Raw genomic sequence first — 25,854 nt, forward strand, 5'->3', positions numbered from 1 at the left:
ACCGTCGATGCGTAATTTCAACGCCCGGTTTCGCCTTCGCGACAGCGATCGGCACATTCGGCTCGTCTACACACTGTTTCTCTTGTTGATGCTCGCCGGATTCGCCTTTAGTTTTTTTTGGGCGCACAGCATGACGGGCTTGAGTCCACAGGGGATTGCCGACCACTACCGAGGATCGGACGCGACATTCGGCGAGCCGATGTCGTTCCGCGAGCTCGCGGAGATCACCCATTTTCACTTGTTCACAATGCCGGTCGTGTTCATGATCTTGGTACACGTGCTGTATCTCACAACCGCAAGCCCGGGCATCAAACTCTCGATGACGTGGCTTGCGTTCGGCGGCGTGATCATTGATCTCGTGTCGCCATGGCTCATCAGCTATGTGTCACCGATCTTTGTGTTGACCATGCTCACGGGCGACATGGCGATGCTCGTCAGTTTCTTGGTGATGTTTGCCATCCCGCTCCATGAGATGTGGGTAAAGAAACGCCCGCTGATGGCGCACGCGAAGGAATAATTCCGGTCGACATAGCGCAGGCCCGCGACGTCAGTCCAGAGCCCAAGCCCGTTGTACGGACTTGGGCTCTGTTTTTTAGGTGGAGGCTTCATCATGAATCAGGGCGGTTCCAGCACCATCACGAGAACGCGGGACAGCGCTTCAATCGTGTTACCGACACTGCTCATGCTGCTCAAGCAAATGTGGGCGGCGAGCCCGTCTCTCGTGGAACATGGGATACGAACGGCACACTATGCCGGCTCGCTCGGTCGACGGCTCAGCCTGCCGGCCGCCTCACTGCTCGATCTTGTGCATGCGGCGCTCCTGCACGATATCGGAAAAGTGACGTTGCCAAAAGAATTGCTGGAAAAAGAAGGGCCATTGTCGACGGAAGAATACGTCCTGATGCAGTCGCATCCACGCGCCGGCGCCCGGTTGCTCCTGCCCTACCCGTCTCTCCACCGCGCGGCCGTCCTGATCGCTCACCATCATGAGCGGTGGGACGGATCCGGCTATCCGTATGGAATCCGTGGCGAGTGGATTCCGCTGGGCTCACGCATTCTCGCCGTCGCCGATACGTTTGATGCCGTCTTCTCCGACACTGGCAGATGTAGACGAGATGCGGTGCCCTTCGCCATCGGTCTCCTTCGCCTCGTGGCCGGCTCTCAACTCGACCCCGCGTTGATGGAACCGTTCGCTGCCTGCGTCCTGAACGGCGACGAGGCGATAACGAGTCGTGATTGCTCAGGGCAGGATGTGCCACCTGCCCTCCATGGCGAAGGCCTCGGTTCCTCCGGGCCTTCGCCCTTCCTCTATTCGGCGCGATTCGAGCCCAATGACTCGGGTGGTGTTCACGAACGGCGGGAGTCGCGGAATGCGCGTCGGTTCAATTCGGCAGATCGGGAGAATCAGCCATGACCGTGCTCGATTGTCCCCGCTGCCGGCAGCGCTCGCTCTGTTCAACCGGAGCCTTCTGGCAATGCCACCGCTGTACGTACGCGATCACACTGGCGGCACTTCAAGCCGAAGGCCGCGCTCATCGGAAGCGACACGGTACGCTTTCGAGCCGGCAGTCATTCGAACCGGCTTCGTGGATACAAAAGGAGTGCCGAGAACGAGAACGGAGCGGCTGAAGAGGATTATGGGCTGGAGTGGGGCAGCGCTGATGAAATTACTGGCTCGCCGAGCGACGTCGCTCACCCATCCTTGATCTACTCATCCTTAATCTGTTCGGCGAGGTAGTTCTCCAAGCCAACCTGTTTGATCGTTCGGAGCTGGCGCTCGAGCCAGTCGATGTGCTCCTCCGACTCACTGACCATCTCTTCCAGCTTGTGCCGTGACGTGTAGTCGCCGACTTGCGCACAATGGGTGATCGCTTCACGCAGGAGCGTCACATCTTCCTCTTCGAGCCGAAGGTCGGCGGTGAGGAGGTCCGGGACCGATTGACCGCCGGTCACTGTCCCAAGACGCTGTAAATCAGGCGCTCCTTCTAGATACACAATATGGTGAATGAGTCCGCCGACGTGATCCACTTCTTCCTTTGCCCGCCCGCTCAACTCGTGATGCAACCGTTCGTAGCCCCAGTTGTCACAGAGCTCCGCATGGAGAAGATATTGATGGATGGCCGTCAATTCGGCCGTCAAGACCTTGTTCAATCGATCGAGAACCCCGTCTTTGGCTTTCATCGATGGCTCCTATGGGAAATAGAGAGGTGAGGCTCGGCGCATCGTTTCACGGGCAGGATCGCTTGGCAAGCGGGAAATACGATGCGGGCTGTCAGCGCAATGGCAACGCGTACAATCGGTCTACGCGCTCTCTTTGTACCCGCACTCTTCGTTCCGGCACTGCACGCTCGTGCCGGCCTGCTTACTGTACTTCTCGATCAGAAACGGCGCCTGGCAGTTCGGGCACGGTTTGTTGACCGGCCGATCCCACATCGCAAACTCGCATTTCGGATAGTTGCTGCACGCATAAAACGTGCGCCCCTTCTTGGTCCGCTTTTGCGTGAGATCGCCGCCGTCCTGTGGACATTTGACGCCCAGCGGAATCGGCTTCGTGGTTTTACAGGCCGGGTAGGCCGAGCAGGCGATAAACTTGCCAAAGCGTCCCGTCTTGATGACCATTGGCGAGCCGCACTTCTCACACTTCTCGTCAGTCGTCTGCTCCTGCTTGGCCACGATCTTGATCGTGCCATCGGGTAGCCGCTCGAAGTTCTGCGTGTTCTTACACGGCGGATCTTCTTTGTAGCCGGGGCATGCGAGGAATTTCCCGTTCCGGCCCCACTTGATCTCCATCATCCGGCCGCATTTTTCACAGGGAATGTTCGTCGGCGGCTCAACGATCTCCTTCGGCCCCAAGATCTTCTCGGCCTTGGCCATATCTTTGGTAAACGGTTCGTAGAACTCGCGAACCGCGTGCACCCAGGGCTTCTCGCCCTCCTCGACCTCGTCCAATTCTTTTTCCATTTGCGATGTGAACTCGACGTCGAGAATATCCGGGAAGCCCTTCACGATGAAGTCGTTGACCGTTCGGCCGGTCTCGGTCGGGACGAACCGTCCTTCCACTTTCTCCACGTACTTGCGTTCCTGGATGGTGGAGATGATCGTCGCGTAGGTGGACGGGCGGCCGATCCCCTTTTCTTCCAACTCCCGGATGAGCAGGGCTTCGTTGTACCGCGGAGGCGGTTGCGTGAAGTGCTGCTTCGGCAGCAAACCGGGCACGGGCTGCCCGTCCTGCGCCACCAACCGCAAGCGCTCGCCTTCGGTCAGCATCGGGAGCTGGCGCTCGCTCTCCTCGTCCGCCTCTTGCGCGCCATTCGCCGTCGTCGTGCCGCCTTCCGTATCCGTCCCCTCACGGTACACGATCGTATGACCGGGAAACTTGACGATCGTCCCGGTCGCGCGGAAGACATATGTCTCGGGCGTGCCCTGCGGCACACAGTCCACTCGGGTGACGTCGAGGACCGCCGGCGTCATTTGGGACGCCACGAATCGGTTCCAGATCAATTTGTAGAGTTGGTAATGGTCCCGGTCGAGATACTGCTTGATCGACTCGGGGTCGCGGCTCACGGAGGTCGGCCGGATGGCTTCGTGGGCTTCTTGCGCGGCCTTCTGCGTCTTGTACACGTTGGGACTCGTCGGCAAATAGTCGCGACCGAAGCGCGCGTCAATCAACTGCCGGACCTCGTCCATCGCCTCACTGGAAATGCGTGTCGAGTCGGTGCGCATGTACGTGATCAAGCCGACCGGGCCTTCGGCGCCGATCTCCATACCCTCGTACAGTTGCTGGGCGAGCGTCATCGTTTTCTTCGGCGTGAACCGCAGCTTTCTGGCCGCCTCTTGCTGGAGACGGCTGGTAATGAACGGCGCGACGGGGTTCCGCTTCTTCTCTTTCCGTTCGATCGATTGAACGACGAACTCTCGGCCCTGCACCGCTGCAACGATCCGGTCGGCCACTTCGGCGTTCGGAATACGGGCATCCTGCCCGTTGATGCTGTGCAATTTTGCGGCGAACGGCGGAGGGTTCTTGCCGGCCAGTGTCGCGGTAATCGACCAGTACTCTTCAGGTCGGAACGCTTCGCGCTCACGCTCGCGATCGCAGATCAGCTTGACCGCCACCGACTGGACACGGCCCATGCTCAGTCCGCGACGGACCTTCTTCCACAATAACTGACTCCCCTGATACCCGACGATCCGATCAAGCACCCGTCGCGCCTGTTGCGCATTCACCAAGCGCATATCGATTTGGCCCGGCGATTGGAGCGCGCGCTTGATGGCGGACTCCGTAATCTCGTTGAAGCGCACCCGAAAGATCCTGCTGTCCTTGCTTTTCCCCTTGCCGTTGATCTCTTCGGCAATATGCCAGGCAATGGCCTCCCCTTCACGATCCGGGTCCGGCGCAAGATACACCTTGTCGACTTCCTTCGCCTTCTTCTTGATATCCGAGAGGACCTGCGACTTCCCCTTGATCGTGACGTAGTGCGGGGTGAAATCGTTCTCCAAATCGACGCCGAGCTTGCTGGTCGGCAGATCCTTCACATGACCGACCGAGGCCATGACGGTGTAGCCGCGCCCCAGATACTTCGTGATGGTCCGCGCTTTCGCGGGCGACTCTACGATGATCAGTGACTTCGCCATTGCAACTCCATGTCCGACTCGCTGTTCAAGTGTTCTGCTCGCTGTGACGAACCGTTTCTACCCTACCATTATAGCCGAACGTAAGAATGTCCCGGTAACTGTCGAAGTAAGCCTTTCAATTCCAGGGAAAGCAATAGGCTGGATACATCAGCCGGCGCGAGTCCCGACCGTTCGATCAGTTCATCAATGTGAACGGCATCCCATGTGAGCAGGTCGTAGACGCGCGCCTCTCGATCGTCGGGCTTTGCGGGAGCGGCGGGTGACGACGGCTGAGTGCGGAGGCTGATCCGCGCTTGCAGCTCAGGGTCGAATTGCGGGAGCAGGGCTTCGATCACATCCTCGACCCGTTCGATCAGCGCCGCGCCTTGCTTGATGAGCGAGTTTGGTCCTCGACTGGTCTCGGCCTTCACGAATCCCGGCACGGCAAAAACTTCGCGTCCTTGGTCGGCAGCCAAGCGAGCGGTAATCAACGATCCGCTCTCCAGCGTCGCTTCCGTCACGATCACGCCAAGGCTCATCCCGCTGATGATGCGGTTGCGCCGGGGGAAATGATACCCATGGGGCTGAGCCCCGAGCGGCAGCTCGCTGACGACCGCACCATGCTCTTCCACCTCAGCACGCAGCGCCTGATGATCGGGCGGATAGGTGCGATCGATGCCACAGCCGAGCACGGCCACCGTACGGCCCCCGGCGGACACCGCCCCTCGATGGGCTGCCGCGTCGATGCCACGCGCCAAGCCGCTGACCACCGTCAGGCCGAGCTCGGCCAGCTCCCGACTGAGTTGCTCGGTGAAGATGCGCCCCGCCGGCGTCGCTTTTCGCGAGCCGACAATCGCAACCGAGTGGCGATCCTCCGGTTTCAATCGACCAGTGACATAGAGGATCGGAGGCGGATCCGGTATCGTTCGGAGCCGGGCAGGATAATCGGCATCGGTGAATACGACGACGGCCGCCTTGATGCGATCAAGGGCCCGAAGTTCGTCCTCGACGGTCTTGCCTGCCGACTCCGACACGCCGCTGTGCAGCGCCTCGATCGTAGCACGCCCCGCACCCGCCGCCCTCAGTTTTTCTGATGAAGCGGCGAAGACGCGCTCAGGCGCGCCGAAGGCCTGAACCAGCCGGCAATAGGTCGCATCGCCCAGGCCCGGGATGGCACGCAAGAGCAGCCACGACTGGAGGGAGCCAGGAGACGGCACGGGGTGATCAGGACACCGGAGATGATTGCCGGGGGAGTAGCCGCAGGCGCGGTGATCGGTGGTGTGTCATAGCAGGACCAAATCGTACTGTTCGAGGTGCAGCATCGGATCGGCCTTTACGACGACCTTGGTTTTCCATTCCCGCTCAAGCTCTTCCACGCCCTCATGCTCCTCGTCGAGGAGCAGACCGGCGACGGCCGGATGCGCGCCTACCACGATTTTTCGATCGAGTGCTTCTTGGCCGATCCGTCGAATATCACGAAACACCTCATACGCGATGGAGGTGGGCGATTTCGTGTACCCGCGCCCGTCGCAGTAGTGGCAGGGTTCCGACAACGTCCGCAAAATGTCTTCGCGTACCCGCTCGCGCGACAGCTCGATGAGGCCCAGGTCTGAGATGCGCGAGATGCGAATCCTCGCCTTGTCGCTCGCCATGGCGTCGACGAACGCCTGGTAGACTTTTTCGCGATTCTTCTCGCGTTCCATGTCGATGAAGTCGATAATGATGATCCCGCCGATCCCGCGCAGGCGTATCTGATACGCGATTTCCTTCGCCGCTTCGAGATTGTTCTTGAGGATCGTTTCTTCTTGATCGCGCTTCCCGACAAAGCGACCGGTGTTGACGTCGATGACCGTCATCGCCTCGGTATGGTCGATGACGATGTATCCGCCCGATTTCAACCACACCTTCCGGTTCAGCGCGCGGGAGATCTCCATTTCGATGCCGAGATGGTCGAACAGGCTTTCGTCCTTGTCCCAGTAATGCACTCGGGAGGCCTGCTCGGGCAGGAAGCGGCGCACGAAGTCCTTGATCGCCTCATATTCTTCGCGGGAATCCACCCACAGCCGTTCGACCTTCGTGGTAAAGAGGTCGCGGACCACGCGAAAGGCCAAGCTGAGATCGGTATGGAGCAAGCTCGGGGCCGGCAGATGGTCGCGCTTCTTCAAGATTTCCTGCCAGAGCACGCTGAGGAATTCGACATCGGAGCGAAGGTCCTCTTCCTTGACGCCCTCGCTCACCGTACGCACGATGTACCCATGCCCCGGTTGGCGGAGCCGCTTCATGATCTCTTTCAGCCGCGCGCGCTCCTCATCTTTGGGGATGCGGCGGGAGACGCCGATGTGCTCGACGTTCGGCATGAAGACGAGGTAGCGGCCCGGCAGCGAGACGTAGGTTGTCACACGCGGGCCTTTCGTCCCGATGGGTCCCTTGGAGATCTGGACCATCAGCTCCTGGCCCTCATGCAGGAGCTCCTCGATGGGCTTGCTCGTCTGGCGTCGCGGGCGCGGCATCTCCGCGCTCTTGTCGTCGTCCTCGGTCTCGAGCAGTGTGTCCCCCGGCTCGCTGTCGATGGCCAGATCGGACACATGCATGAACGCCGCTTTCTCCAGCCCGATGTCGATGAACGTGGCCTGCATTCCAGGCAGGACCTTGATCACCTTCCCTTTGTAGACGTTCCCGACGAAATCCTTGTGCTTCGCCCGATCAACATAGAGCTCACTGACCTGATTGTTGTCCAACACGGCCACCCGCGTTTCCTCGCGGGTGGCGTTGATCGCTATATCTCTCCCCATAACTGTCCTCCGCAATTCGCCGGAGCCGGACTCGCGTCGTGACGCGGGACCAGCCGTAATGGAGCACCGAAGCCCGGCCTCCGGGCGAATTGCTCATAACATGACCATTCATCACAAGTCGAAGTCAAATCTTTTCAACGGCGGCACTCGGGGTTCGTCAATAAAACAGCGTGAGACGGCGCCGTTTCACGTTCAAGAGAAGCCCCAACGCCGCGAGTGTCATCACGGTGGCGCTTCCCCCGTAACTCATCAAGGGCAGCGGGATACCGACGATAGGGACGATTCCCGCCGTCATGCCGATATTCACGACCGCACAGAACCCGATCATCGCGGTAATGCCTGCCGCCAACAGGGCCCCGAGGACATCCTTCGCCTTCAACGCGATCTCCAGCGCCATGACGATCAAACAAATGAACAGCACGAGCAGCACCACGACACCCAAGAATCCCCACTCTTCGGCGTAGACGGCAAAGACGAAGTCGGTGTGCCCCTCCGGCAAGAACTTTAATTGGCTTTGCGTCCCACCGTACAGACCCTTGCCCGTCAATTCACCCGCGCCGATCGCGATCCTCGACTGCAGCGCGTGATAGCCCCTTCCACCCGTATCGTAATCGGGATTGACGAAGGTCATGATCCGTTCCCGTTGGTAATTATGGAGCGATCCCCACACCATTTCCCACGCGAACGGGAACAGCATCAGCGAAAACAGAAACAGGATACCGACGGCTTTCGATCGAATGCCGACGACCAGCAACATCGCCGCGTACACGGCCATGAAACTCAGCCCACTGCCCAAATCCGGCTGCTTCACGATGAGCAGGAGACCTGGCATCATCAGGAGGCCGGGCAGGACGACCCGCTGAAGCCACCCTTCGCGGGCCGTCTTCGAGTAGTAGTAGGCGAGCACGAGGATGAGCACCAATTTGGCGAACTCGGACGGTTGAAAGGCAAACGGCCCGATTGGAATCCACCGCTGAGCGCCGCGGCTGGACTTCCCCAAGACTAACACGACGGCCAAGAGCACGAGCACGACGCCGTAGAGGGGGTACGCGAGGCGTGCCAACGTATGGTAATCGATCGCCAGCATCACGACGAACGCCGCGGCACCGACGGCGATCCAGACGAGCTGTTTGCCCCACAGTGGAAGCCCCATGGTGGGTTGATTGTACGTCGCGCTGTAAATCGACACGACACCGAGCGCCAGAATCGCGACGATGACCGCCAAGAAACGCCACTCGAAGTGGTCGGGCCTGCGGCTATCGATGACGCGGTCGATCATTAGGCGCCTTGACGGTCGACGGGTGACGGGCGAGCGCCGGGGAACGGAATGGTCTCGGCGGGTGCCGGAGCAAGCGGCTGCAGCTTCACGAACTCCTCGATCAACTGTTTGGCCAGCGGCGCGGCCGCCGACCCGCCATGTCCCATATGTTCGACCAACACCGCAACAGCGATGCGCGGCGCGTCGGCGGGGGCATAGGAGACAAACCAGGCGTGGTCCCGAAACTTCTTGGGAATCTCCGACTCGGGTCCAGTGCGTAGCGCCGCCGTCTGGGCGGTCCCGGTCTTCCCTGCGATCGTGATGAGCGTCGATTTCGCCCGTGTGGCCGTCCCTTCCGTAACCACTCCGGCGAGGCCGTCTTTGATGACTGCCAAGGTCCCACGGTCCACGGTCAACTGTCCTTCGAAAATGGGGGTGCTCTCTTCGAGGTCCCCGCTGGTCCGATGCATCACCGCTCGTACCAAGCGCGGCCGAAACAATCGGCCGTCGTTCCCGACCGTGCCGACAAGATGAGCCATCTGAAGGGGCGTCACCGTCACATACCCCTGACCAATCGCCGCTGAAATCGTCTCACCGGGGAACCACGGTTCGTGACGCACCTTCTCCTTCCAGGAGGTCGACGGGACGATCCCGGCTCGCTCGGACGGCAATTCCACACCGGTTTCCTTCCCCAAGCCGAACTGATTGGCGTACGACGCGATCGTGTCGATGCCCATGCGTTGTCCGACGGTGTAGAAGTACACGTCACAGGAGTGGATGATCGCTTGCTTCAGATCCATCGGCCCATGCCCGCCGGTCTTCCAATCGCGGAATATCCGCTTACCGAATTGATAGCCCCCGGCACACCGGATCTTCGTGGAGGGCTGGACCGTGTCGGTCTCGAGTGCAGCGGCGGCCATGACGATTTTGAACGTCGAGCCGGGCGGATATTGGCCCTGCGTCGCGCGATTCGTCAGCGGCCGGCGCTCGTCCTGAACGATTTCCTCCCACTGTTTCCCCGTCAACTCCCGCGACAGCACGTTGGGGTCGAATCCCGGCCGGCTGGCCATGGCGAGGATTTCTCCGGTCGTCGGATCCAGCGCTACGATTGCGCCGGCCTCTTCACCCAACAGGTCCTCGGCCAGCTTTTGCAACCGCAAATCGATGGTCATGTAGAGATCGTCACCGGCTTGCGGCCTTTGAATCGTGACGATGCGTTTTTCATGTCCGGTCGCATCAACTTCCATGACCTTCTGACCGGGACGTCCACGGAGAAAGCGGTCGAAGGTTTTTTCGAGACCGTATTGCCCCACGATGCTGCCTTGATGCAAATCGGGCGAATCCTCCCGCTCCAACTGTTCCGCCGACACCTCACCCACGTAGCCCGTAATGTGGCCGGCGGTGAGCCCGGCCGGATAGTTGCGTTGCAGCTCGGCCTGAATCATCACACCCGGTAAATCCAGCCGGTGCGATTCGATCAATGCGGCTTCCCGCAGCGTCAGACCGTCTTTGATCTTTCGCGGCAGCAACTTGCTGCCGCGCGTATTGAGCTTCTTGCGAACCACCTCCTCATCGAGACCGATCAAGGTGGAGAGGCCTTGGATCACCTGTTCCCGATCCTTCACGTCTTCCAGCGAGACGTAGAGCGTGAAGCTCGGGACGTTGTTGGCCAACAACTCGCCGTGCCGGTCGTAAATCAAGCCACGGGCCGGCTCGACCAGGACCGAGCGTGTGCGGTTGTTATCGGAGAGGTTTCGGTAATAGGCGCCTTCGTAAATCTGAAGATGCCAGAGACGGGCACCGAGGAGAAAGAGAAACAGCAGAATCAGTACACGGAGGATCGAGAGCCGACGCTGAACCTCGCGCAACTCACTGTACGGCTCAAAGTCGGCCATCGAGGCTATCTCCCGAAGATCCGGATTTCCTCACTGAACGCGTCCTCGCGTTGTCGACGGCCGGGCAGGCACCAATAGAGGAGGCTGCCGAGCGCCGCATTGAAGATGGCCTCCGGCACCGTCTTTGATTGAATGACCTGCCAGGTGTCGTTCATGCTCTCCTCGCCTGCGAGGGAAAAAGCAAACACCGCTCCTGCGACGATCGAGAGTACAAACATCATGCTGAAGACGGAGACTGTCGTGGCATTCGCCAGATGCCGGCCCAGCATACCGGCCAGCAATCCCAAGAGGCCTTTGGTGATCACATTGAGCCAGAGAGGGCCCGCGGAAAACAAATCCTGAACGAAGCCGATCGCGAGGCCCATCAACAGCCCTTCAAGCTCGCCGGTAAAGAACCCGACGAGAAAGGCGGCAATCAAACAGACATCGGGCCGAACCCCCATGACGCCGATCGCCTGCATCGCGGTGGCCTGAAGAGGCACCAAGGCCAGCATCAACGCGAGAAACAGCCCGGGCCTCATCGACCGCCCCGATTCGATTCGGACGCGATAGGCTTGACTTCGCTTCTTGGATCAGCGGAGCCATCGAGCGGTCGCGGCACGGTAATCACGAGCACTTCCTCCACCTTCGTCATGTCGACTTCCGGCTGGATCACGGCTGCCTGAAACAGTTCGCCTTCCTCCTTCTCGAGGCTTTGAATGGTTCCAATCACGATCCCACGTGGAAACCCGCCCGTCAATCCCGACGTGACGACGACGTCTCCCACACGGACGCTGGCGAGCAACGGCAAATATTTGATTCGCGCGTGCCCTTGCAACGTCCCCTCCACGATCCCTTCATCACGACTACGCTGAATGATGCCGGTGATGGCATTGTTGCGATCCGTCACGAGCAGGACGACCGACGAGGAAGGCCCGGTCTTGACGACGCGCCCCACAACCCCGGCCGGCGCTATCACGCCCATTTCCGGCCGGATGCCATCGCGCTCGCCTTTGTTGACAATGATCGCGCGATACCAATTACTGGCGTCCCGTCCGATCACTTGGGCCGCCACCGTTTGGGGTGTGAATCGTTGCTTGAACTCCAACAGCGCGGCCAACCGATAGCTTGAGCCGGCCAGCTCTCGAAGCTCCATGTTTTGGCGCTGCAGCGCTTCCAGCTCATGGCGCAACTGCCGATTTTCCTCTCGAACACGGCGGAGCGCGACGTAGTCCTGCCAGACCTCGGCGGTCCTCCGGTGGACGGACGCCAGAGTTTCCAGGGGGTAGGAGATGATGTAGGACGCCGGACGGCCCAGCGCCTGGAGGACATCTCTCGTCTGTTTGGGCAAGAGGAAAATGACGGACAGCAGGAGGGCCAGAAGGAGAAGAATCAGCCGCGTTGTGCTCGTAAGCGCGCGAAGCATGCCCTATCAGTCACCGCGGGGGAACGCGTTACCGAGACGTACCGCATTGCGACATCACGGAGACTTTGCGCAGGAGATCCAACTCGTCGAGGATCTTTCCGACGCCCAGCACGACCGAGGTCAGCGGGTCATCCACTGTGATGATCGGGAGATTCGTCTCTTCTCTGAATCGCGTGTCCATCCCCTTGAGCAGCGACCCGCCTCCCGTCAGCACGATGCCGCGGTCGATGATATCGCCTGCCAATTCGGGGGGCGTATTCTCCAACGCGACCTTGATCGCATTGACGATCGTGCCGATCGGCTCCTGCAGAGCCTCACGAATTTCGGCGTCGTCAATGACCAAGGTCCGGGGAATACCGGAAATCAGGTCCCGCCCTTTGATCATCATCGTCTTTTTCTCTTCAAACGGATAGGCCGACCCGATTTCGACCTTGATCCGTTCGGCCATGTGCTCGCCGATGAGCAGATTGTATTTCTTCTTGACGTAGTTCATGATCGCATCGTCCATGCGGTCGCCTGCGACCTTCACGGACTCGCTGTAGACGATCCCGCCGAGCGAGATGACGGCGATGTCCGTTGTGCCGCCTCCCACGTCGACGACCATGTTGCCCGAGGGTTCGGTGATCGGCAGTCCGGCCCCGATGGCAGCCGCCACCGGCTCCTCGATCAGGTACACTTCGCGCGCTCCCGCCAATTCCGCGGAGTCCCTCACCGCGCGCTGCTCGACCTGGGTAATTCGGGACGGCACGCCGATGATGATCCGCGGCCGAACAAAGGTGCTCCGGTTATGGGCCTTGTTGATGAAGTACTTGAGCATCTTCTCGGCCATCTCGAAATCGGCGATGACGCCTTCTTTCATCGGTCGGACTGCCGTGATGTTCCCGGGGGTGCGGCCCAGCATTTTCTTTGCCTCGGCGCCGACCGCCAAGACCTTTTCGGTCTTCTTCTCCACGGCGACGACGGACGGCTCGTTCAAGACGATGCCTTTGCCGTGTACGTAGACCAAGGTCGTCGCCGTTCCCAAATCGATCGCGAGATCGTTCGAGAACCATCCTAATACGTCGCTGGCGAATCCCACGCTGTCCCCCTTCCTGAGGCCCGCCTCTGCCTGTCGTTAATCACGTAAATCCAACTGGCCGCCGTTCAACACCTGCGTCTGCGCCAGCTCATCCCCGAGACGAAGACCTTGCTCGTTGCCGATCACCAGGAGTCCTTCGAGCGTCACGACCGCGGCCGCAAGAAGCCAGCCGATGTAGGGTATCGAAAACAGCAGGTACGCGGCGGCGATCGGCAAGTTCCGAATGATGGATTCCTTGAAACCGGAAACGTGCTGGGTCTGAAGGTTGATCGTCTGGAGACCCGTCAACCGTTTGCCGATGCTGCGGCCGCCGGAGAAGCCGTCCGCGATCAGCACATACGCCAGCCCGGCCAACCAGCCGACAGGGGGGAGGAGCTTCCCGGCTGCAATCACGAGAATACTATCGACAAACTTGGCGACAAATCGATTGAGAATGTCGGCTTTCGGATAGATTCCTCGCGTGAGGCGGCTAGAACCTACGACCTCCTCTTCCAACATCAACACCCATAATTGGTGAAGGAGTATAACAAAAAGAACCAAAGAGCACAAACGCCCCCGCGTTTTCTCCGGATCCCTGGCGTACAGCTCCGTCGCTTGCCTTTGCCTCCGACGCTGAGTAGAATCGAGCACTCGTTGGGAGGCGACGCGGATGATCAAAATCATGCGGGAAGCGGCCCACCGCTACCCCTGGATCCTCAAGTCCGTCATGGGGGTCTTGGCGATCGCCTTCATCGTCGGCATGGGATGGTGGGGGTTCAGCGGCGCCCAAACGAATGCCATCGCCTCTGTCGGCGATCAGACGATTACCCGTGATGAATACCTCCGGGCATACCAAAACACGTACCGGTTTTATAAAGACAACGTTCAGGGCGATTTCAAAGAGGACATGCTCAAGCAATTCGTGCTGGATGGTTTGATCGAGAGCAAGCTGTGGACGATTGCGGCGCACGAAATGGGCGTGCAACTTTCTCCCGATGAATTGCGGGAGGAGATCCTGCATCGCCCGGACTTTCAACGGAACGGCAAGTTCGACCCCGATCTGTATCGACGGATTCTCGCCGCCAATCGCTTGACGCCGTCATTGTTCGAATCGCTGCACTCAGTGGAGTTGTTGCGCGAGAAAGCCCGTACGATCGTCCGGGACTCGGTCGCGCTGACGCCGAGTGAAATCGAGGAGGCGAAAAGCCTCATGGCGCGCCAAAGCCAGGTGGAAGGCTCAAATCAATCGCCGCAGGCGACCAACGAGCGTCTCCTTCAGGACATCCTGTTTCAAAAACAACAGCGCGCCTTGCTCGCGTACACGCAAGCCCTCAGAGCAAGGGTGCCGATTCACGTCCACAAAGAAAATCTCTAATCTCAGTCCTTCCGCACCTTCACTACACGATCAACATCGCATCGCCATAACTGTAGAATCGATACCGCTCTTTGATCGCCTCTTCATACGCATCCTTCAGGCATTCAAGGCCGACGAATGCCGACACCAGCATGAGGAGTGTGGTGCGGGGTAGATGAAAGTTCGTCATGAGAGCGTCGATAACCTTGAAGCGATAGCCCGGCGTGATGAAGAGTTGGCTTTCTCCGGCATACGGCCGCACGCGGCCGTCGGTCGAGGCTACCGTTTCCAACGCCCGCACGACCGTCGTGCCCACGGCCACCACCTTTCGCCCGGCCGCCTTCGTTGAAGCAATGGCGTTGGCGGTCTCCTCCGGCACGTGAATCCACTCCGCCTCCATGTCATGCTCTTCAATCGCATTCGTCCGAACCGGCCGAAAGGTGCCCACCCCCACGTGCAGCGTGAGTGCCGCCACGTGAATGCCGCGATCTTGGAGCGCGGTAAGCACGCGGTCGGTGAAATGAAGCCCGGCGGTCGGCGCGGCAATCGCTCCTTCATGACGCGCGAACACGGTTTGATACCACTCGTGGTCGGCCGACTCAGGAGACCGCTTGATGTAGGGCGGCAGGGGAATCTGCCCGATTTCCGCAAGGACCTCGCGCAGCGGCGTGGAGCCTAGGAACTCAACGATGATCTGCGTCTCATTCGATTCTACGACCCGACACGACGCACCGGCGAGAAAGTCAATGACTTGGCCCGGCCGCCCGCCACCCTTAATCAGCGCTTGCCAACAATTGTCCCGAATTTCCTTCACCAGGACGACTTCCACCTTGCCGCCACCCGGCCGCTTTCGGCCCGACAACCGTACCGGCATCACCTTCGTATCGTTGACAACCAGAAGGTCCCCGGGTTCGAGCAGGTCGGGAAGATCGAAGACGCGACGATGGGTCCGCGAGCCGGTCCGGCGGTCGAGCGCAAGAAGCCTTGCGCGATCGCGCGGCTCTACCGGGAACTCGGCGATGAGCGACGGGTCGAAGGGAAAATCAAACTCGGCGAGATGCATTACCGCGCCGCCGTAATCGGCGGAATCGAACGAAGGGATTTCAGCTCCGTTCCCGGGAAGTAATAATGGAGAATCGTCTCGAAGGGGTAGCCTTGCTCGGCAAGTTCCTTCGCTCCCCACTGGCACAGCCCGACGGCGTGGCCGGATCCGCGGCCTGAAATCACCGCGTCGCTCCCCAATGTCTCCACGTCGAATTGCGTGCTTGGAATCAAGCTGTAGCCGATCGCCTTCCGAAAATCTTGACCGCGGAGGATCAGCTCACCATCCGAATGCAAGATTCTGATCTTGTCCACCCGGCCAGCCGGGCTGTACAGATACGGGGTCAACGTCGCGATCGTACCGACCGGAATGCCTTGCTTGCGCAGCGACTGCTCCACATGCTGCACCGGCACCTGCACCCGCCACTGGTAGTACGGTGACTTCATATCGAAGGGGCAGTCGACGCCCTTGAGGTACGGCAAGTCCTTGGCCCACACATACATCGCATCTTCGGTCGGCCCCGCCGCCGTGGAGGAGAAGGCGGCAAGAATGGGGGCGTCTTGATAGGTCATAATCAGGCCGCGCGTCTTGTCCACCGCCTCTTCGACACGTTGATCAACACCGTTCCGCCCGCGATAGACCTGGTCCTGTGTGCCGGCAATCACATCGTAGTCGCGTCCCGCGTTCAGCATTTTTTGATACAGCACGTAGGTCCGCGTAGCGACCGCTTGCACCTTCAGCGCTTCGAGATGCCACGCCGCGTTCATCTCCGCCGGGACAACACCTTTGACGTACTCCTCCAATCCCACGTCATTGATGAGCAAGAGACCACTTGCGCTCTGAATGACGTCCAAGACGCCGCTGACGTTGATCTGGCGAATCGGTTGCGGCTCAGGGACTGTCGTTGTGGTCGGCAGAGGCTGCGAGTCGCGTTGGTGACCGGTGCGGCCCACTGTGATACTGAGGTCGCCCTTTCGGCTCCGGACGGTGACCGCTTTCGTCGATAGGCGGGCGCCGTTCGCGACAAGACCTGTGGAAGTTGCCGAAAGAATCACCGGACCCGCAATGATCCTCTCATGCCCCTTTCCATCGCGAACGATGACACCCCGGTCTCCTTGAGCCGTCACCGTCTTCACGTCCTGACCGAGCAGCACACGAATCGACGGTTCCGCCGCTGCGCAGGGCAATGCAAGCGCGAGCCAGACACCGGTGATGAGGATTCGACTCGTCATCCTAGCGCCGTAGGAACGTGGCAATGACATAGAACAAGAGACTCAAGACGACACTCACGACCAGGCTGGTCACGAGGGGGAAATAGAAGGTGAAGTGCTCCCGCTTGATGAAAATATCGCCGGGAAGCCTGCCGAGCCAGCCGAGGCCACCGGCATTCGGAAGTTTTCCGATCGCCATGAAGAGCACGCCGAGGAGAAGCAAAAGCACCCCGAGGAAGGCGAGCACCTTACCCACGTGGGTCCATTCCGGCATGGATCACCTCGTCAGGAGTTCTGCAATCTGCACCGCGTTGGTCGCCGCTCCTTTTCTTAAGTTATCCGCAACGACCCACAGGTTCAAGCCGTTCGGAATCGATTCGTCTTCTCGAACCCGCCCCACGTATACGTCGTCCTTGCCCGCTACGTCGATCGGCGTGGGATACAGCTTGTGCGTCGGATCGTCATACACCACGATGCCGGGCGCCTCCGAGAGAATCGCGCGTGCTTCATTCGCCGTCAATTTCCGCTCGGTTTCGATGTTTACCGCCTCCGAATGCCCGATATAGACCGGCACGCGAACCGTGGTGGCTGTCACTTGGATCGACGCATCGCCCATGATCTTTCTCGTCTCGTTCACGAGCTTCATCTCTTCCTTGGTGTAGCCTGACGGCAGAAAGTCATCAATGTGCGGCAGACAATTGAATGCGATCTGATGCGGGTAGACCTTCGGCTCCGGCGTGCGGAAGCTCAAGAGGTCGCGCGTTTCATCCATCAACTCATTCATCGCGTCTTTCCCGGTGCCCGAGACCGACTGGAACGTCGTGACGACGATTCGCTTGATTCGGACGCGGTCGTGGAGCGGCTTGAGGGCGACGACCATCTGGATGGTCGAGCAATTCGGATTCGCGATGATGTTGTGATGCTTTTCGACGTCGTGCGGATTGACCTCGGGAACGACGAGCGGCACGTCCTTGTCCATTCGCCAGGCCGAACTATTGTCAATCACGACGGCCCCGACTTTGGCGGCAATCGGCGCATATTCCCGGCTGACGTCGGCGCCGGCTGAAAACAGTGCGATGTCGACGCCCGCGAATGAATCTCTTGTCAGTTGCTGAACGACGACATCCTGGCCGCGGAACGACACACTGCCTCCCGCTGAGCGGGCCGACGCGAGCGGCACCAATTCCAAAGTGGGAAATTTACGTTCTTCGAGCACTTCGATCATTTCTGCACCCACCGCACCGGTGGCGCCGACGACGGCCACTCGATAAGCCGGCTTCTTCTGAAACGTTCCCACGTGCACCCCGTGTTCTTACGCGGTGATGACCCGAATTCGGTGGTTGAACGTGTCCGCCACGTACACTCGGCCTACTCCGTCCACCGCCACGTCAAAAGGATAATTCAAGCTCGCGTGCAAGGACAAGTTTCCGTCGCCCCCGTATGCTGCCACACCGTTGCCGGCGATTCGGACGATGATGCGCCGCTCACGGTCCCACCGTCTAATCAGATGATTGTCAGAATCCGTGATCAGAAGATCGCCGCCACCGTTCACTGCGATTCCGTACGGTCTCGACACACTCATCGAGAGATCGTCCCGGCCTCCCTGGTACTGATATGTGCCCCCGTCACCAGTGACCGTGCTGATAATTCCCGTCTTCAGATCGACCCGTCTGATACGGCCGTTGAAGGTATCGGCAATGTAGAGGGCGCCGTCCTTGCCTATCGCCAACCCGCTGGGACCGGACAAGGACGACTCGACGGCCGGCATCCCGTCACCTGAGTAGCCCGCCTCACCGGTTCCCGCAATCGTGACGATCACTCCGGTGTGGTAATCGACTTTGCGGATCCGGTGATTGCTCTGATCCGCAATGTAGAGATGGCCTTCCCGGTCGCACGCCAGTGCCGCGGGCTCGTTCAGCGCGGCCGCGGTCGCCGGCCCGCCGTCCCCGGAAAACCGACGCTGCCCCGTCCCCGCCGCGGTCGTAATGACGCCGCTCTCGACCGCCACTTTCCGGATTCGGTGATTGAGCGTATCGGCAATATAGAGATTGCCGAAGCGATCCACCGCCACGGCGGTGGGAAAATTAAGCTTCGCTTGAACCGCCGGTCCGCCATCACCGCTAAAGCGTGACGCCGAGAGTGCGGTCCCGACCACAAAGCGTACTGTCCCACTCACGTCTCGGGTCTGACTATAGCGGTCCGTCACTTCGGCCGGTCCCTCAAATGGATCGTCTTGCGAGTCGTCGCTGGACGCACCGAGGCCCGGGATGGTTGGCCCGTCCCCAGAGGGGCTGCCCGCAACGGTCACGATGACCCCCGTCCGTGCATCAACGCGGCGGATCACGTGGTTTTCGGAATCGGCGATGTAGAGATTCGCCGCGTCGTCGAGGGTGATCCCCTTCGGCTCATTGAGCGAGGCAAGCACCGCCTCGCCGCCATCACCGCTGTAACCTGGCTCGCCATTTCCCGCAACCGTCGTGATCGTGCGATCGGTGACCACCATAGCGAGCCTAGCGAAAGTTCTTGATGATCGCTTCACCCATCTCAACGGTGCCGACGAGGTGGCAGCCCGGACTTTGAATATCTTTTGTGCGGTAGCCCTGCTCCAACGTCTTGATGATGGCCTGCTCGATGGCCTCCGCTTCCTTGTCCAGCTGAAAGCTGTAGGCCAACATCATCCCGACCGAGGCGATGGTGGCGATGGGATTCGCGAGATTCTTCCCGGCGATATCCGGCGCGCTCCCGTGAATCGGCTCGTAGAGACCGACTCGAGCGCCAATGCTGGCGGACGGCAACATACCGATCGAGCCTGTCAGCATCGCCGCTTCATCGCTCAGGATGTCGCCGAACATGTTGGTCGTGACGATGACGTCGAACTGTTTGGGGTTGCGGATCAGCTGCATGGCGCAATTATCGACATACATGTGCGTCAGTTCGACGTCGGGATAGCCTTTCTGGACCTCGGTCACCACGCGGCGCCACAACTCTGATGATTCGAGCACGTTCGCCTTGTCGACCGACGTCACGCGCCGGCGCCGCTTTCGTGCCGCCTCGAACGCCACCTTGGCGATCCGCCGAATCTCCTCAGTCGTATAGACTTCGGTATTCACACCGCGCTCTCCCGTCGGCGTCTTCTCAATCCCCTTGGGCTTCCCGAAATAGATGCCACCGATCAGCTCGCGCACGACGAGGATATCGATGCCTTCGATCACCTCGCGCTTCAAGGTCGAGGCGTCGGCGAGCATCGGGTACAGCTTCGCCGGGCGAAGGTTTGCAAAGAGACCCAGCTGTTCACGAAGCCCGAGCAGGGCGCGCTCCGGGCGCAGGCTATAATCCAGCCCCTCCCATTTCGGGCCGCCGACCGCGCCGAGCAGCACCGCGTCGCTTTCCTTCGCCAGCGTCAGCGTCGCTTGGGGCAGCGGCACACCGACTTTGTCGATCGCATGGCCCCCGACGTCACCGGGGATGCACTCAACGGTATGAGAGAATCGCTCGGCCACCGCCTTGAGAACCTTCACGGCCTCCGGCACGATTTCGCGGCCCACCCCGTCTCCGGCCAATACGGCAATTCTTGCTTTCACCGTCCTCTCCTTCATACCAGCCCAGCCGCATCCCACCTCGACGGGCTGTCAGCGCTCCTCCAAGACCTCTTCGTCCTCTCGCTTCCACGCCGGATCAACGAGACACAGGAACTCGAGGGGCTCGCGTTCCGAATTCTCAACCCATTGCACGACGCTCGGGGGGACATAGACCGTGGTCCCGCGTTCCACTACAGTTCTCTCCTCATTCGTATGAAACGTTCCTCGGCCGCCGAGAAAGTAATAGACTTCCGAGGAGGCAAGCCGATGCCGCTTGGAAGATCGGCCCGGTTCTAGCCGCCCGTACGCCAGACTGTATCCGAGCCGAAGCGGCGCGCGCGAGGGATGCAGCAATTCGCGAAGGGTGGTGTGATCGCCGGCAAGGAATTCATCACACTCGCTCAGCCGCCGGACAATCACATCCGCCTCCAAAAGAGGCAGCACTCTACAGCCTGCCCGCCCGCTAAATCAAGCCGACTTTCTTCGACGGATCCTGATTCTTGGCCGCCCAATACGCCAGTTTGTTGAGCGCATTCAGATACGCCTGAGCCGACGCGACGATGATGTCGGTATCCGCGCCATGGCCCGTGACCGTCTTCCCACCCTCTTCCAACCGAACGGACACCTCGCCCTGCGCGTCCGTTCCGCCGGTGATTGCCTTGACGGAGTACGTGAGGAGCCGGCTCTTGGTTTGCGTCATTGCCGCAATCGTCCGATACACGGCATCGACCGGGCCGTCACCGGTTCCCGATTGTCGGACGGCCTGCCCATTCGTCGTCAACTCGACAACCGCGGTCGGCACCTTGCCCGTGCCGCTTTCAACCGACAAAGAGGCCAGCCGATAGCGTTCGTCGATCTTGGCGATCTCCTCAGACACGATCACTTCAAGATCTTCTTCGTAGATTTCCTTCTTCTGATCCGCCAGCCGCTTGAACCGCTCGAAGGCATGATTCACCTCTTCGTCGGTCAATTTGTAGCCAAGTTCCTCCAGCCGCTGTCGAAAGGCATGGCGGCCCGAGAGTTTCCCCATGACCATCTTGCTCTGAACGAGCCCGATCGCCTCAGGGCGCATGATCTCGTACGTGCTCTTCTCCTTCAGCAGGCCATCTTGATGGATACCTGACGTGTGCGCAAAGGCATTCGCGCCGACAATGGCCTTGTTCGGCTGCACAACCATGCCGGTAATCTTGCTCACCAGACGGCTCGCCTTGGAGATTTCCTCCGTCTTGATTTGCGTGTCGGCTTGGTAAAAATCCTTGCGCGTCCGCAAACCCATGACGATTTCTTCGAGCGAGGCGTTGCCCGCGCGCTCGCCGATGCCATTGATCGTACACTCGACCTGCCCGGCGCCTTCCACAATGGCGGCTAATGCATTCGCCACGGCGACCCCGAGATCGTTGTGGCAGTGTACCGAGATGATCGCGCGATCGATATTTTTCACGCGCTCGCGGATCGTTCGGATCAGTCGGCCGAATTCGTGCGGCGTGGCATAGCCCACGGTGTCAGGAATATTGACTGTCCCAGCTCCCGCCGCGATGACGGCTTCCAGGACTTCGCACAAATAGGTCGGGTCGGACCGGCTCGCGTCCATCGGGGAGAACTCCACGTCCTCGGCGTAGCTACGTGCCTTCTGGACCATCTCGACCGCCCGTTTGAGCGCCTCTTCACGTGTCATCCGGAACTGGTACTTGAGATGGATGTCCGAGGTCGACAAGAACGTATGGATCCGCGCCTTCGGCGCGCCTTTCAGAGCCTCGGCCGCACGCTCGATGTCCTCGGGACGCGCTCGCGCCAGACTGCAGATGGTTGGACCTTCGACTTCCTGAGCAATGCGCCGCACCGCCTCGAAGTCGCCGGGAGAGCTGTATGCAAACCCCGCTTCGATGATATCGACATTCAGGCGGGCGAGCTGCTTGGCGATCATCACCTTCTCCTCGACATTCATGCTCGCCCCCGGCGACTGCTCGCCGTCCCGCAGCGTCGTATCAAAAATCCGAATCATCCGCGTCATGGCTCAACCTCCTCCCACTCGTTACTGCACCACAGGTCGGTCAAAATGTTCTCCAGCAAGGCCGCAGGGAGTGCGGTGACTGAGGCGTACGTTTTTGGTACGCCGCAGGGAAACGCACGACTGAGAACGCCGCTGGAGGACATTTTTACCGACCTGAAAATAACAAAGCCTTCGCCCCATAGCCACAGGGACGAAGGCTTTCGCGCTCCGTGGTACCACCCTGATTCGGTGGTCGGCTCCCCGTCGACCACCCTTCATCCGATCCGTCACGTGGATCAGTCGGGACCCATTACTGTTTCAGTTCACGGGTCCGGCTCAGAGGCGAGTTCGGAAGACAACGGGCTGGCTTGCACCGTGTCCATTTCTGATGGACCGCCAGCTCTCTCAAAACCGTCGCGGCTTCCTACTACTCCTCGTCATCGCCTTTCACCAATCCGGTTAGTCTCGTGTTTCGAGTGCCGGCTGTTCACCGGCCCCTCGCTTACTGCCCGCTTTCGTCAAGAGGACGACTAGTTTCTCCACAATACCAGAGACAGCGTAAGAAGCAAAGACTACAAAGAGCATGACCTGCGGCCACGCGATGACGAGCATCAAGAGCAGCACGGCCCAGACGAGATAGTTGAAGTGATGCCCGTCCTTGAACTTGAGATCCTTGAAGCTTCGATACTTGATCGTGCTCACCATCAAGAAGGCAAGCCCCAGCGTCATGCTGAGAATCAGCAGCGGCTTGACCTCCGTGCCCATACGAACGATGTGATGGTCGAAGATCACGAGGGTTGCGACGACGCTGGCCGCGGCCGGGATCGGCAAGCCGGTGAAGTATTTGCTCTCGCCGGAACTCGACATGACGTTGTAGCGGGCAAGCCGCAAGGCGCCGCACGCGACGAAGGCGAACATGACGGCCGAGCCCATCATGCCGTGCGTGCTGAGCGCCCAGGAGTAGATCAAGAGACCGGGTGCCACGCCAAAGGAGACGAGGTCGGCCAATGAGTCATATTCGACGCCAAACTGGCTGGTGCTATTGGTCCAGCGCGCCGATTTCCCGTCCAGCATGTCGAAGACGACGGCAACAAGAATCGCAATCGCGGCGGCCATGTAATTTGCGTTGAACACGGCGAGAATCGAGAACAAGCCGCTAAACAGGTTCCCCGTGGTCAATAGATTTGGGATGAGATAGACGCCGCGTCGACGCTTCCCGTCCTTCATAAAGGCCCTCGTCCGTTTTACGAGCGATCCGCGCATGCCACCTCCGCCGCCGGCAGCGTCGCCAGCATATCCTGCCCGCCCTTGACGCGATCTCCCACTCCGACGCAAATTGTGCTCCCCTTCGGTAGAAAGACATCCATCCGCGATCCGAAACGGATCAAGCCATACCGCTCGCCACACATCACACGATCGCCGGGTGCGACCCAACACACGATGCGCCGCGCGATGAGCCCGGCAACCTGCACGCACAAGACCTTTGCGCCGTTGACCGCACGTATCATCAAGGCATTTTGCTCATTACTCAGTGTCGCTTCCGGCCGGTTCGCCGCCACGAACCGGCCCGGCTGATACAGAACATCCTCGATGATCCCTTCACACGGAATCCGGTTCACATGAACGTCGAAGACGTTGAGAAAGATGCTGATCCGTGTCGCGCGCTCTTTCAGAAACCGGGGTTCGTAGTCGTCCTCAACGGCGATGATCTTCCCGTCGCCCGGGGCAACGACGCCACCCGCCACGCAGGGAGTCACCCGACGCGGGTTTCGAAAAAACCAGCTCGTGAAGAGCGCGAGGCCGCCCAGGAGAGCAGCGGGGCCGGTCCATCCGAGGAGACCGGCGGCGAGAGCAGACCCACCGAACCCAGCGACGAAGGGAACACCCTCACGGACGATCGGTATGCCGACTGCGCGGTCTGCCATGCATCAATACAGGATGTTCAAAAAAGGCTGAGCACGGCCGCAGGAAGCCCGCCGACTGAGACGTACTCCGTCTGGTACGCCGCAGGGAGACACGCAACCGAGAACGAAGCTGGAAGCCTTTTTCAACATCCTGTCAATTTTTACTCCGGTCGACGAGCTTCTCTTTCTTCAACCACGGCATCATGGCGCGCAGGCGGGCGCCGACCTCCTCGATCGGGTGCCGCTCACCCTTTGCCAATAAAGCATTATACACCGGACGGTTGGCTTGGTTTTCCAAGACCCACTCTTTGGCGAACCGCCCGCTTTGAATCTCATCGAGGATCTTGCGCATCTCCTGCTTCGTCTGTTCGGTCACGATGCGCGGCCCGCGGGTCACATCCCCGTATTTCGCGGTCGTGCTGATCGAGTAGCGCATATTGGCAATCCCGCCCTCGTAAATCAGGTCGACGATCAGTTTGACCTCGTGCAGACACTCAAAGTACGCCATCTCCGGCGAGTAGCCCGCCTCGATCAATGTCTCGAAACCGGCTTGGATCAACGACGTGAGCCCGCCACACAGGACGACCTGCTCGCCGAACAGGTCGGTTTCCGTCTCCTCTCGGAACGTCGTTTCGATGATGCCGGCACGGCCGCCGCCAATGGCACTCGCATAGGCCAGTCCGACCTGCCGGGTATTCCCGCTGGGATCTTGATGAATGGCGAGCAGCACGGGGACGCCGCTGCCCTTCGTGAACTCCGAGCGCACGAGATGGCCCGGGCCTTTCGGCGCGACCATGAAGACGTTGGTGCCGGCCGGCGGCACGATCTGACCGAAATGAATGTTGAACCCGTGGCCGAAGGCGAGATAGGCACCGGACTTCAAATTCGGCGCGATGTCCTGGCGGTAGATGGCCGCTTGTGCCTCATCCGGTGCGAGAAGCATCACGACGTCGGCGCGCTTGACGGCATCAGCGGTCGGCATCACCTTCAAGCCGCTCTGCTCGGCCTTTCGCCATGATGCGCCTTCTCGGAGTCCCACCACCACTGTGGCCCCGCTGTCCTTGAGGTTCAGGGCATGAGCGTGGCCTTGGCTCCCGTAGCCGATGATCGCGACCGTCCGACTCGTAATCTCCGTCAAGTTCGCATCCTTGTCGTAGTAAATCTTCATGGCGGCTCCTGATGGGGCGTGAAGAAAATTGAACGGGCGTCGCGGTTACTCTTTTGCGACCCGCTTGGGCTGCGCTGCGGCCGGCCGAATGGGTTCTCGGGCGATCGCCACCCGGCCGGTCCTGATCAGCTCTTTGATGCCGAGCGGCTGGAGCAGATTGATCATCGCCTCGACTTTCTTCACGTCCCCGGTGACCTCGACCGTGTACGTGGTCGGCGTCGAGTCGATAATGTTGGCACGAAAGATATCGGTAATGCGGAGCGCCTCCGCCCGATCCTCGGGCCGCGTGTGGACCTTGATCAGCGCGGTCTCGCGTTCGACGAATTCCGTTTCGTTGAGATCCACGACCTTGATGACATCGATGAGCTTATTCAGTTGCTTGACGATCTGCTCGATGATTCGATCATCCCCGGAGGTGACAATCGTCATCATGGACATCGAGGGGTCGAGCGTCGGGGCGACGGACAAACTTTCGATGTTGAATCCGCGACCGCTGAACAAGCCGGCGACGCGCGACAGGACGCCGAACTTGTTCTCAACCGTGACCGAAATGATGTGTTCCATCGTGAGTGCTGAGTGCTGAGTGCTG

25 protein-coding genes are annotated in these 25,854 nt (G+C 60.0%); 3 read left to right on the top strand and 22 right to left on the bottom strand.

Annotated features, from left to right (window positions below):
- The first annotated feature begins 7 nt into the window (after positions 1-7).
- Positions 8-517, top strand: a complete 510-nt coding sequence (locus AC1U7K_RS05755) for a hypothetical protein (RefSeq protein ID WP_480249952.1) — start codon at positions 8-10, stop codon at positions 515-517.
- Between the two features lie 93 nt (positions 518-610).
- Positions 611-1,414, top strand: a complete 804-nt coding sequence (locus AC1U7K_RS05760) for an HD-GYP domain-containing protein (protein WP_480249954.1) — start codon at positions 611-613, stop codon at positions 1,412-1,414.
- A 293-nt stretch (positions 1,415-1,707) separates the two neighbouring features.
- Here AC1U7K_RS05760 and bfr read toward each other — a convergent pair whose 3' ends face one another.
- The 10 genes from bfr to AC1U7K_RS05810 all read right to left on the bottom strand — a co-directional run bounded on the left by bfr (position 1,708) and on the right by AC1U7K_RS05810 (position 13,537).
- Entirely contained in the window at positions 1,708-2,181 is a 474-nt protein-coding gene (gene bfr / locus AC1U7K_RS05765; protein WP_480249956.1) for a bacterioferritin, read from the bottom strand.
- A gap of 120 nt (positions 2,182-2,301) precedes the next feature.
- Entirely contained in the window at positions 2,302-4,632 is a 2,331-nt protein-coding gene (topA, locus tag AC1U7K_RS05770; RefSeq protein ID WP_480249957.1) for a type I DNA topoisomerase, read from the bottom strand.
- Positions 4,633-4,700: 68 nt separating this feature from the next.
- A complete protein-coding gene (gene dprA, locus AC1U7K_RS05775; RefSeq protein WP_480249958.1) occupies positions 4,701-5,828 on the bottom strand; it encodes a DNA-processing protein DprA in 1,128 nt (375 codons plus the stop codon).
- 66 nt (positions 5,829-5,894) lie between these two features.
- Positions 5,895-7,403: an Rne/Rng family ribonuclease gene (locus AC1U7K_RS05780; RefSeq protein ID WP_480249959.1), complete on the bottom strand. Its 1,509-nt coding sequence runs from the start codon at positions 7,401-7,403 to the stop codon at positions 5,895-5,897.
- Positions 7,404-7,560: 157 nt separating this feature from the next.
- A complete protein-coding gene (rodA, locus tag AC1U7K_RS05785; RefSeq protein ID WP_480249964.1) occupies positions 7,561-8,682 on the bottom strand; it encodes a rod shape-determining protein RodA in 1,122 nt (373 codons plus the stop codon).
- Positions 8,682-10,556, bottom strand: a complete 1,875-nt coding sequence (gene mrdA / locus AC1U7K_RS05790; RefSeq protein ID WP_480249966.1) for a penicillin-binding protein 2 — start codon at positions 10,554-10,556, stop codon at positions 8,682-8,684. Before mrdA ends, rodA begins: the two co-directional genes overlap by 1 nt.
- A gap of 5 nt (positions 10,557-10,561) precedes the next feature.
- On the bottom strand, positions 10,562-11,077 hold the full coding sequence (gene mreD, locus AC1U7K_RS05795) for a rod shape-determining protein MreD (protein WP_480249967.1): 516 nt from the start codon (positions 11,075-11,077) through the stop codon (positions 10,562-10,564).
- On the bottom strand, positions 11,074-11,961 hold the full coding sequence (mreC, locus tag AC1U7K_RS05800) for a rod shape-determining protein MreC (RefSeq protein ID WP_480249969.1): 888 nt from the start codon (positions 11,959-11,961) through the stop codon (positions 11,074-11,076). The genes mreD and mreC overlap by 4 nt, the downstream gene beginning before the upstream one ends.
- Positions 11,962-11,989: 28 nt before the next feature.
- Complete coding sequence (locus tag AC1U7K_RS05805; RefSeq protein WP_480249970.1) at positions 11,990-13,039, bottom strand: rod shape-determining protein; 1,050 nt, start codon at positions 13,037-13,039, stop codon at positions 11,990-11,992.
- A gap of 36 nt (positions 13,040-13,075) precedes the next feature.
- Positions 13,076-13,537, bottom strand: coding sequence for an RDD family protein (locus tag AC1U7K_RS05810; RefSeq protein ID WP_480249971.1), 462 nt, complete (start codon positions 13,535-13,537; stop codon positions 13,076-13,078).
- A gap of 151 nt (positions 13,538-13,688) precedes the next feature.
- On the opposite strand from AC1U7K_RS05810, the gene AC1U7K_RS05815 reads away from it, so the two are divergent.
- Positions 13,689-14,393 (top strand): SurA N-terminal domain-containing protein, encoded by a 705-nt coding sequence (locus AC1U7K_RS05815; RefSeq protein ID WP_480249972.1) that lies wholly within the window; start codon positions 13,689-13,691, stop codon positions 14,391-14,393.
- A 22-nt stretch (positions 14,394-14,415) separates the two neighbouring features.
- Here AC1U7K_RS05815 and queA read toward each other — a convergent pair whose 3' ends face one another.
- The 12 genes from queA to ilvN form a co-directional block, all read right to left on the bottom strand.
- Positions 14,416-15,435, bottom strand: a complete 1,020-nt coding sequence (gene queA, locus AC1U7K_RS05820) for a tRNA preQ1(34) S-adenosylmethionine ribosyltransferase-isomerase QueA (RefSeq protein WP_480249973.1) — start codon at positions 15,433-15,435, stop codon at positions 14,416-14,418.
- On the bottom strand, positions 15,435-16,646 hold the full coding sequence (locus AC1U7K_RS05825; protein WP_480249974.1) for a SpoIID/LytB domain-containing protein: 1,212 nt from the start codon (positions 16,644-16,646) through the stop codon (positions 15,435-15,437). Before AC1U7K_RS05825 ends, queA begins: the two co-directional genes overlap by 1 nt.
- A gap of 1 nt (position 16,647) precedes the next feature.
- Positions 16,648-16,899: a DUF2905 domain-containing protein gene (locus tag AC1U7K_RS05830; RefSeq protein WP_480249975.1), complete on the bottom strand. Its 252-nt coding sequence runs from the start codon at positions 16,897-16,899 to the stop codon at positions 16,648-16,650.
- Between the two features lie 3 nt (positions 16,900-16,902).
- Positions 16,903-17,922 carry an aspartate-semialdehyde dehydrogenase gene (locus AC1U7K_RS05835; protein WP_480249976.1) on the bottom strand — a complete coding sequence of 340 codons (1,020 nt, stop codon included), beginning with the start codon at positions 17,920-17,922 and terminating at the stop codon, positions 16,903-16,905.
- Positions 17,923-17,937: 15 nt separating this feature from the next.
- The gene (locus AC1U7K_RS05840) at positions 17,938-19,128 is read right to left on the bottom strand and encodes an NHL repeat-containing protein (RefSeq protein ID WP_480249977.1); all 1,191 of its coding nucleotides are present in this window, start codon (positions 19,126-19,128) and stop codon (positions 17,938-17,940) included.
- 7 nt (positions 19,129-19,135) lie between these two features.
- Positions 19,136-20,206: a 3-isopropylmalate dehydrogenase gene (gene leuB / locus AC1U7K_RS05845; RefSeq protein WP_480249979.1), complete on the bottom strand. Its 1,071-nt coding sequence runs from the start codon at positions 20,204-20,206 to the stop codon at positions 19,136-19,138.
- Between the two features lie 48 nt (positions 20,207-20,254).
- The gene (locus AC1U7K_RS05850) at positions 20,255-20,623 is read right to left on the bottom strand and encodes a cupin domain-containing protein (RefSeq protein ID WP_480250242.1); all 369 of its coding nucleotides are present in this window, start codon (positions 20,621-20,623) and stop codon (positions 20,255-20,257) included.
- A 43-nt stretch (positions 20,624-20,666) separates the two neighbouring features.
- Positions 20,667-22,214, bottom strand: coding sequence for a 2-isopropylmalate synthase (locus tag AC1U7K_RS05855; protein ID WP_480249981.1), 1,548 nt, complete (start codon positions 22,212-22,214; stop codon positions 20,667-20,669).
- A gap of 438 nt (positions 22,215-22,652) precedes the next feature.
- Positions 22,653-23,420, bottom strand: a complete 768-nt coding sequence (pssA, locus tag AC1U7K_RS05860; protein ID WP_480249982.1) for a CDP-diacylglycerol--serine O-phosphatidyltransferase — start codon at positions 23,418-23,420, stop codon at positions 22,653-22,655.
- Between the two features lie 17 nt (positions 23,421-23,437).
- Positions 23,438-24,118 carry a phosphatidylserine decarboxylase family protein gene (locus tag AC1U7K_RS05865; RefSeq protein ID WP_480249983.1) on the bottom strand — a complete coding sequence of 227 codons (681 nt, stop codon included), beginning with the start codon at positions 24,116-24,118 and terminating at the stop codon, positions 23,438-23,440.
- Positions 24,119-24,251: 133 nt separating this feature from the next.
- The gene (ilvC, locus tag AC1U7K_RS05870; RefSeq protein ID WP_480249984.1) at positions 24,252-25,265 is read right to left on the bottom strand and encodes a ketol-acid reductoisomerase; all 1,014 of its coding nucleotides are present in this window, start codon (positions 25,263-25,265) and stop codon (positions 24,252-24,254) included.
- Between the two features lie 45 nt (positions 25,266-25,310).
- Positions 25,311-25,829 (bottom strand): acetolactate synthase small subunit, encoded by a 519-nt coding sequence (gene ilvN, locus AC1U7K_RS05875; protein ID WP_480249985.1) that lies wholly within the window; start codon positions 25,827-25,829, stop codon positions 25,311-25,313.
- Positions 25,830-25,854: the final 25 nt, after the last annotated feature.

It is taken from the genome of Nitrospira sp. Vd2 (assembly GCF_979581665.1).

Bases quoted from the DNA above. Each gene is read 5' to 3' on its own strand.
- ilvN (WP_480249985.1), bottom strand. From the start codon at position 25,829: ATGGAACACATCATTTCGGTCACGGTTGAGAACAAGTTCGGCGTCCTG.
- AC1U7K_RS05815 (WP_480249972.1), top strand. From the start codon at position 13,689: ATGATCAAAATCATGCGGGAAGCGGCCCACCGCTACCCCTGGATCCTC.
- AC1U7K_RS05755 (WP_480249952.1), top strand. From the start codon at position 8: ATGCGTAATTTCAACGCCCGGTTTCGCCTTCGCGACAGCGATCGGCAC.
- bfr (WP_480249956.1), bottom strand. From the start codon at position 2,181: ATGAAAGCCAAAGACGGGGTTCTCGATCGATTGAACAAGGTCTTGACG.
- mreD (WP_480249967.1), bottom strand. From the start codon at position 11,077: ATGAGGCCCGGGCTGTTTCTCGCGTTGATGCTGGCCTTGGTGCCTCTT.
- AC1U7K_RS05810 (WP_480249971.1), bottom strand. From the start codon at position 13,537: ATGTTGGAAGAGGAGGTCGTAGGTTCTAGCCGCCTCACGCGAGGAATC.
- queA (WP_480249973.1), bottom strand. From the start codon at position 15,435: ATGCATCTCGCCGAGTTTGATTTTCCCTTCGACCCGTCGCTCATCGCC.
- mrdA (WP_480249966.1), bottom strand. From the start codon at position 10,556: ATGGCCGACTTTGAGCCGTACAGTGAGTTGCGCGAGGTTCAGCGTCGG.
- topA (WP_480249957.1), bottom strand. From the start codon at position 4,632: ATGGCGAAGTCACTGATCATCGTAGAGTCGCCCGCGAAAGCGCGGACC.
- AC1U7K_RS05780 (WP_480249959.1), bottom strand. From the start codon at position 7,403: ATGGGGAGAGATATAGCGATCAACGCCACCCGCGAGGAAACGCGGGTG.
- rodA (WP_480249964.1), bottom strand. From the start codon at position 8,682: ATGATCGACCGCGTCATCGATAGCCGCAGGCCCGACCACTTCGAGTGG.
- AC1U7K_RS05865 (WP_480249983.1), bottom strand. From the start codon at position 24,118: ATGGCAGACCGCGCAGTCGGCATACCGATCGTCCGTGAGGGTGTTCCC.
- AC1U7K_RS05760 (WP_480249954.1), top strand. From the start codon at position 611: ATGAATCAGGGCGGTTCCAGCACCATCACGAGAACGCGGGACAGCGCT.
- ilvC (WP_480249984.1), bottom strand. From the start codon at position 25,265: ATGAAGATTTACTACGACAAGGATGCGAACTTGACGGAGATTACGAGT.
- mreC (WP_480249969.1), bottom strand. From the start codon at position 11,961: ATGCTTCGCGCGCTTACGAGCACAACGCGGCTGATTCTTCTCCTTCTG.
- AC1U7K_RS05825 (WP_480249974.1), bottom strand. From the start codon at position 16,646: ATGACGAGTCGAATCCTCATCACCGGTGTCTGGCTCGCGCTTGCATTG.
- pssA (WP_480249982.1), bottom strand. From the start codon at position 23,420: ATGAAGGACGGGAAGCGTCGACGCGGCGTCTATCTCATCCCAAATCTA.
- AC1U7K_RS05840 (WP_480249977.1), bottom strand. From the start codon at position 19,128: ATGGTGGTCACCGATCGCACGATCACGACGGTTGCGGGAAATGGCGAG.
- AC1U7K_RS05830 (WP_480249975.1), bottom strand. From the start codon at position 16,899: ATGCCGGAATGGACCCACGTGGGTAAGGTGCTCGCCTTCCTCGGGGTG.
- AC1U7K_RS05855 (WP_480249981.1), bottom strand. From the start codon at position 22,214: ATGACGCGGATGATTCGGATTTTTGATACGACGCTGCGGGACGGCGAG.